Origin of the sequence: Sphaerospermopsis reniformis (genome assembly GCF_005402885.1) — a bacterium.
Classification (GTDB): Bacteria; Cyanobacteriota; Cyanobacteriia; order Cyanobacteriales; family Nostocaceae; genus Sphaerospermopsis; species Sphaerospermopsis kisseleviana.
In genome coordinates this window covers 1-7,272 of record NZ_BJCE01000262.1, presented here as the reverse complement: position 1 = coordinate 7,272, position 7,272 = coordinate 1, and the positions used below count along the sequence as shown (strand labels likewise).

The following is a 7,272-nucleotide window of genomic DNA, read 5'->3' as shown; positions in this document are numbered from 1 at the left end:
GGAGATTGTTGTGGTGATCCTTGCTACGAAGCGGTCTTTTCTGACCAAGGTTGGGACGGTCTACCACTTCCTCTAACATACCTCTAAGATACAAGGTTGGGTTAAGCGATAGCGCAACCCAACAAAAGCTTATAAATGTTGGGTTTTGTTCCTCTAGTTACCAATCACCAATCACCAATCACCAATCACCAATTACCAATCACCTATTATGAATTAATTTCTCCTCTCACTAAAATTACTGTACTATCAACACCAGAAGCAATATTTTCAGGAATATTACCGTGAATTGCTTGTTGTAATAAACCCTCACGAGAAGCACCTAAAACTACAACATCAAAATCTTCTTTCTTGACTAAATTAATTACCCCTTCGGTAACAGAATCAGCTTCTATAGGTGTTGCAAAAACATTACTATGTAAATTGCGGTGTCGGATTAACTGACGAGTATATTCTTCTAAAAATTGCAGATTTGGTTTTAATTCCGATGGTTTAAATACTTGAGTGAGGCGAATTTCTGGCTCATTTCCTAATGTGACTAAAGCTGGTAATAATTTAATGGCTATAGGTGCATTTGGTCCCCCTGCCATTGGTACTAACCAACGGTTAAAATGGGGAGGTTCTGAATAATTGCCTAACTTCACAACAACTACATCACAGGTAGCTTGACGAATTATAGTGTCAACAACAGTACCAAAAATACGGCCGGGGGTAGAAGTATTTCCTTTCCAACCCATGAACATTAAATCTATATGACGTTCTTTGATTGTTTCTAAAATTGCTTGCCCAACATCATGGGCAACTCGTATTTGTGTATGAATAGGAATGTGCAATTTTTTGGCTAAAGCTTCCGCGTGTCTGAGTAAGCGACGACTTCTTGTAGTTCTGACTTCTGTTTCTGATGGGGAACTGTTACGGGATACTAAAATAATTTGTAAACACTCTAATTCATAATGGCGATCGCGGGCAATGGTAGCAGCCATTTGTAATAAAGTTTCTGCTGTATCTGGGTTAGCAAGTGTAACTAATAATCTACCTCTACCAATATTAGGCGATCGCGTTTGGTACACTACATAAGATGGTTCTGGTTGTGGTCCAGTCATACCATTTTTACAGTTCAGACGATCTGCTTCTGCTCTAATAATATCTGCACGAGTAATAATACCAATCAATTTTTGTTTTTCTACCACTGGTAAACGACTAATTTGATAACGATCCAGTAAATACAGTACATCACTCAAAGTTTGTGTCGGCTTAACTGTGATTGGTTTTGGTGTCATGATTTCCCTTAAAACTGTATGCCGGAAGGGGTAAATATTTTGTATATCTGATTGAGTAATAATTCCCACTAATTGATTTTTTTCTACCACTGGAAAACCCCGATGATGAGAACGAGAAAAGGCTTGAATTGATTCTTCTATAGACATTTCTGCCTCTAGAGTTTCTACCCGTTGCTGCATTACATCCTTGGCTGTTAATTCAGTTAATACCCCTTCAATTGGAGCATTTTTCTGAAGTTTGATCCCATTTAATAGTAAAAGTTTTTCATACAGTGAACCAGGTAAAACTTGATCCGCAACTAAATAAGAAGTGACAGAAACAATCATCAAAGGTAATACAAGATTGAAATCTGTCGTCATTTCAAAAATAATCACAATAGCTGTAATCGGAACTTTAGAAACGGCGCTAAAAAAGCCCCCCATTCCTGCTAAAGCGTAGGTAGTAGGAGAACCAAAACCCCACAGTTGAAACTCACAAACTCCAACTATATGACCTAAACAAGAACCTAAAATTAAACTGGGTGCAAATAATCCCCCTGGAGCGCCAGAACCAAAGGCAATTAATGTTAAAATAAATTGACTAATAAAAGTGATAATTGCTAACAAAAGATTCGGTTGACTGGCAATCATATACTCCCGCAAACCAGCATTATCACGATAATATTCCGGGAGTAAAGCCACAATTAAACCCGAAATCAAGCCAGCTAAAGCCACTCTTAAAGATAAGCTAATGTGTAATCTCCGATAAGTTTTAATACTGAATATTAAACCGTGATTAAATACAGCACCTAGCAACCCTGCCAACACACCCAACAATAAAAATATAGGAATTTCTTGCAGGGAAAATTGGCTAGAATAGTCCATTAATTCTAGGTTTAGTTGCAAACTTCCACCACCTAATAACCGGGAAATTACACCACCGATAAAACAGGCAATAATGGCAGTTCCTAAAGTTAGTCCTGATAAATCTTGGAGTAACTCTTCAATAATAAATAATACCCCAGCAATAGGGGCATTAAAAGCAGCGGATAAACCAGCACCCGCACCTGCGGCGATCATTTGGCGGCGATGTTCTGGGGAAGTGGGAAAAGTGCGACTCATTCCGGCCGCTAAACCTGCACCTACTTGGACCGTGGGACCTTGTCTTCCTAATGTGATCCCCGAACCCAAGGCAATGATAGCACTGAGTAACTTAATTAATGCCACTCGCCAGGATAACTTAATAGGAACATTGGCAAGACTAGCTTTAACTTGAGGAATACCACTACCAGCGGCCTCTGGTGCTAACCTTTGTACCAACCAACCTGCTAAAAAGCCAAAACTCATCCCAATTAAAGGTAAAGTTAGCCAAGCTGGTAAAAGTTGGGTACTGTGAACTCGCCATGTTCCCAACCAACCTGAACCTTGTTTAAGTAATACTGCTGATAAAGCCGCAATAATTCCTATGACACAAGCTTCAATATTGGCATAGCCCATTGAAGATATTGCTAAACTTTTTTTGGACTGCCACAAGTTGCGAAAACGCTGGGTTAGTATGTCCGGGAGAATCATAATTTAAAATTTAAAATTCAACATTCAAAATTGAAAAATAACCTCCATAAATCATAATTCTCTATAATTGGTGATTGGTGATTGGTGATTGGTGATTGGTAAAATTATTAGCTATTCTCTCTTACCTTCTTACTGTCACCTGTCACCTGTCACCTGTCACCTGAAATCAACTATTTTTCCCAGTTGTAGAAAGTCCTTCCACTATCAAAGATGGAGTATAACAAGAACCATTCCAATCTGCATCCCCACCGAGTTTAACTATTTGTTTGAGGGCTGTGTAAACATTGCCGGCGACCATTGTATCTTTAACTCTACCAATTATTTGACCTTTTTTTACCAAATATCCCAAATCAATATTGATAGAAAAATCACCAGAAATTCCTCCTCCTCCTCCTAGCATTTGATCGACTATTAAACCTTCATCCATATCTTGAATTAATTCTTGTAACGTTGCTTTACCAGGTTGGATGAGAAAGTTAAATAAACCAGGGGTGGGATAACTACCCAAACCAGGGCGAAAACCATTACCAGTGCTACCAATACCTAATTGTCTGCCAATAGTGCGATCGCTATAAAAATTGCGTAAAATTCCGTTTTCGATAAATATCAAAGACTTGGTAGGATTGCCTTCATCATCAAAAGGACAACTGTAAGGACCTGCTTGGGGGTTTTGGTAAAGGGTGAGAGAGGGTGCAACAACAGGTAGACCCTTTTTTTCTGCCCAAGGAGAAGCTTTTTCCAAGACTTGCTTACCATTTAATGCAGCTTGGACAGTTCCCCAAAGCATATCCGCAGCTTTGGAAGTAAATAAAACTGGAAACCGACCGCTAGGGGTAGAAACGTTTTCTTTTGCCCAATTTAATCGCTGTAAAATTTGATTCGCCACTCTGGCGGGTTCAAGTTCACTTCGTTGGGTTTGTCCATCAGCAACACTGAGAAAATCATCACCTCTGACCCATTCTGCGGACATATAGCAACTGAGAGTAGTATCAGTATAGTGACAATCCAAACCTTTGCTATTGATTAAACGAGTATTTTCTACATCACATTCCCAATCACTATTACAGAGAACATCAGGATAGAATTCACGCACGATAGCGATCGCATTTTTGCCCCAGTCTATCAGTTTGTCCACTGGAACAGCTTCCCCCAAATCAGGGTAATATTTTTCAGAATTACGACTGAGTTCTACAGGTTCAGGGTGATTTAACTGACTGAGAACTAAAGCTCGTTCTACCATCCCTTGAGGATCTACAGAACCGTAAGCCACAGTCAGTCCTGGACGACCGTTTCGCCATAGCCGCAATGCTGTACCTTCAGATTGACTGGTTTCTAGTTGTTTTAAGCGGTTGGCCTCAAAAAACACAGGACGAGAAAGCGATCGGGACTGATACACTTCCGCAGCCTCTGCGCCAGATTTTAAAGCCAGTTCTAGCAACTGTTCCGCTAGTGTATCTTGTGACAATTTTGCAGAACCCATTTCCCTTGATTAATTGTGGATTTTGGATTTTGAACCCCAGATAGACCAGTCCATTATCCCATCAGCGTGCATCAACAGTTATTATTTTTGGGTAATTGGGGACTGGTCACCAGTCACCAGTCACCAGTCCCTACAGATTCACCTCTTGTAACAGCCAAAAACCAGCAAAAGATTGAGCTTGGGGATCGGACTGGACACCAATAAAATGCACTCCATTGGCTTTTTGTTTGGCTGCTTCAAAACCTTGTGCTTCTTTGAGCAGTTGAGGAGTTCTGATATTTGCCAAAATCCAACTTTCTGTTGCACCGGTTTCTAAAATCAATCTGTCTCCTTGACTGGTATCAAATCGCAGATAAGCTAACTCTAAACCTGACATCCACCCAGCGATAGGTAAAGCTCTAGGTGAAAAAATCAAAATCCCCGGAATGCGAGTTTCTGGGGGTAATTGTGCCAATTCTAGGGGAAAAGCTTCACCAAAGCCAATTTCCCATTCTGGCATATCTGCAAAATCACTGGCTTCTAAACTCACAAATGCCCATTGTTTGCCTTCCAACGCATCTGGTAAACGCTGTGGTAAAGGTCTTTCTAAGCGTACAGAAGGATTTGTACCGCCTTGATATCCTGGTTCTTGGGGATAAACTTCCTCCATGCGCTGCTGTATCCATTGATTGAGAATCAATGCTTTCCGACTAGGTAAGGCAGGAATACCTATATCTTGACAGGCTTTTGTAATCATATTATTCATTTGCCGACGGAAAAAGCGGATTTTAATTGGTGCTTTTCCCGCTTTTTCGATCGCTTCTTGTAACGCTGTCCGCAACCAAACTGAATTTACTTGGGTACTAGGGCAATATTGAGCATAGCGAAACAAGGAATCTGTTTTAGTGCGTACATCAGTAGGACTTTCACACACTAAGACTTCCCAAACTTTTTTTTGATTTGCGTCCAATATCGGACGAGAGTAAAAATCGAGTTCCCAAATACTGCCCATGTTATACGATGAAATCTGGCGAGTTGATGTTTTGTTATCTTTCCACTCTACCAATCTACAGCCGCAATGAACGATCACTCATTACTCATCACTGGTTCTAATTTTCCTAGTTCTGTTGGTAAATGCTGTTCCATCCAATTACTCAAATCAGCTAGAAATTCACGATAATTAAGATCACAATGTAAATCGTGATATGCTCCCGGATATTCAATACGCAACTTATCTGCACAAGTTACTCGTTGATAAAAAATTTCACTCCCCTCTGGAAAAACTACTCTGTCAGCACCACCATGTAAAATTAATAAAGGTGCTTTCCATTCATGGGCGTGGGCATTGATCCAAGCTAATGTAGTAAAGAACTCTGTGGAAAACCGGGCTGTTGCACGGGTATGGCGTAAGGTATCTTGAGTGTAGGTAGCTACAATTTTCGGATCTCTTGAACCTGCGGTGGTGTCGAGTCCAGTATTTAAGGAAAAACGCGGCCACAAGCGCGAAAGCATTTTTCCCAACAGTACAAGCACTGGTGATACTCCCACTTCTCCAATACTAGGTGCAACTGCAATCACTCCCTGTAATGCAGATATCTCTTCTGGATGGCGCAAAGCATATTCTAAAACTATCATTCCCCCCATGCTATGTCCAAATAAAAAAATGGGAATTTGTGGTTGTTGCTGTTGCATCATTTTTAAGAATGTTCGCACGTCATTACGAAACTCGGACCAAGTATTAATGTAACCTCTTTGACCTGGTGATTGTCCATGACCACGCAAATCTAAGCCATAAACAGCATATTGCTGAGGTAACAAATTTTCAATTATATTTTTGTAAAGTCCGCTGTGTCCTCCGAGTCCATGTACTAATGCTAATATCCCCCTGATTTTACCCCCTGGATTCCAGTTTTGATAATACAGATCAATTCCCCCAACACCTTTAAATGTGCCTACGCTGTGGTAAATAGTCATGATTAGTTTTTTACCTAATTTCCCAGCAACTTTTTAGCCTATCAACGTACATTGTAGGGAAAATATCTTCTAACTGTGGGAGGATTACAGAAATTTTGGTGATTGGTGATTGGTGATTGGTGATTGGTGATTGGTGATTGGTGATTGGGTTGTTACAGTATATTAGACCTCTCCAAAATAGAATGTATTAATTTGTCATAAGTTGTAGGGGCGAAGCTTATGGGCGATAATTTAACGGAAAAATCAGACATCTAGATATCCCATAAGCTTCGACCTGCCCCCATAAATAGGTTCCATAATTTCTTTTCTGGAGATGTCTATTGTAAAGATGGAAAATAATAACGAATCTGATAATTTACCGCTTTTGACTGAGAACGCTATTAAACGGGTTTGGGAAGGTGTGGCGGCGGCGAGCGATCGCTCTATTCGAGATACTATTGATACTACTCTCAATCATTTATCTGCTATTGATCAGGAAAATACAGAACCGCGAGTTAATGCTAATATCAGACGTTGGGTGTTGCGATCGCTCATTCATTGCTTTTTCCGTGTCCGTGTGGAAAACATCAAAAATATACCACATACATCAGCTATTTTAGCAGCTAATCATCTCCATCATTTTGACCCTTTAGTTTTACTCGCAGAAATATCGACTCAATCGTATTATTATATTCTTGGTGATGCCCGTACTCTCTATAATAAATGGTGGAAACGCCTGATTTTAGGTTTTGCAGGTGGTGTTATTCCTTTACAAAGAATTTGGGGAGAAGAACAGGCTGTTATTGCTGCTGCTGAAGCGGGAAGGGATGATTTAAAGGAACTGGCAGAAGTTATTAAAAATACCGTTAATCCTGGTGGAAATATTCAAACAGTCCGCCGCATAGACCGCATTGTTTCGGCAATTTTAGCCCGTGGGGATGGGTTGATGATTTTTCCCGAAGGGAGACTGGGAAATGCTGAGGGTCGTTTGCATCCCCTAAAACGGGGAACTGTAATTTATGCGTTGCGGGC

General features: G+C 40.4%; 5 protein-coding genes. 1 reads left to right on the top strand and 4 read right to left on the bottom strand.

The window, feature by feature from the left end; all coding sequences use genetic code 11:
- Window positions 1-206: 206 nt before the first annotated feature.
- The 4 genes from FFR48_RS23595 to FFR48_RS23580 form a co-directional block, all read right to left on the bottom strand.
- Window positions 207-2,828 carry a chloride channel protein gene (locus FFR48_RS23595; RefSeq protein ID WP_201277672.1) on the bottom strand — a complete coding sequence of 874 codons (2,622 nt, stop codon included), beginning with the start codon at window positions 2,826-2,828 and terminating at the stop codon, window positions 207-209.
- A 166-nt stretch (window positions 2,829-2,994) separates the two neighbouring features.
- Window positions 2,995-4,308, bottom strand: coding sequence for a TldD/PmbA family protein (locus tag FFR48_RS23590; RefSeq protein ID WP_137669050.1), 1,314 nt, complete (start codon window positions 4,306-4,308; stop codon window positions 2,995-2,997).
- A 130-nt stretch (window positions 4,309-4,438) separates the two neighbouring features.
- Window positions 4,439-5,299, bottom strand: a complete 861-nt coding sequence (locus tag FFR48_RS23585; RefSeq protein WP_137669049.1) for a Tab2/Atab2 family RNA-binding protein — start codon at window positions 5,297-5,299, stop codon at window positions 4,439-4,441.
- Window positions 5,300-5,373: 74 nt separating this feature from the next.
- Window positions 5,374-6,261: an alpha/beta hydrolase gene (locus FFR48_RS23580; protein WP_137669048.1), complete on the bottom strand. Its 888-nt coding sequence runs from the start codon at window positions 6,259-6,261 to the stop codon at window positions 5,374-5,376.
- Window positions 6,262-6,589: 328 nt separating this feature from the next.
- On the opposite strand from FFR48_RS23580, the gene FFR48_RS23575 reads away from it, so the two are divergent.
- Window positions 6,590-7,272, top strand: a 683-nt coding sequence (locus FFR48_RS23575; protein ID WP_137669047.1) for a lysophospholipid acyltransferase family protein, incomplete at its 3' end; no start/stop codon positions are given.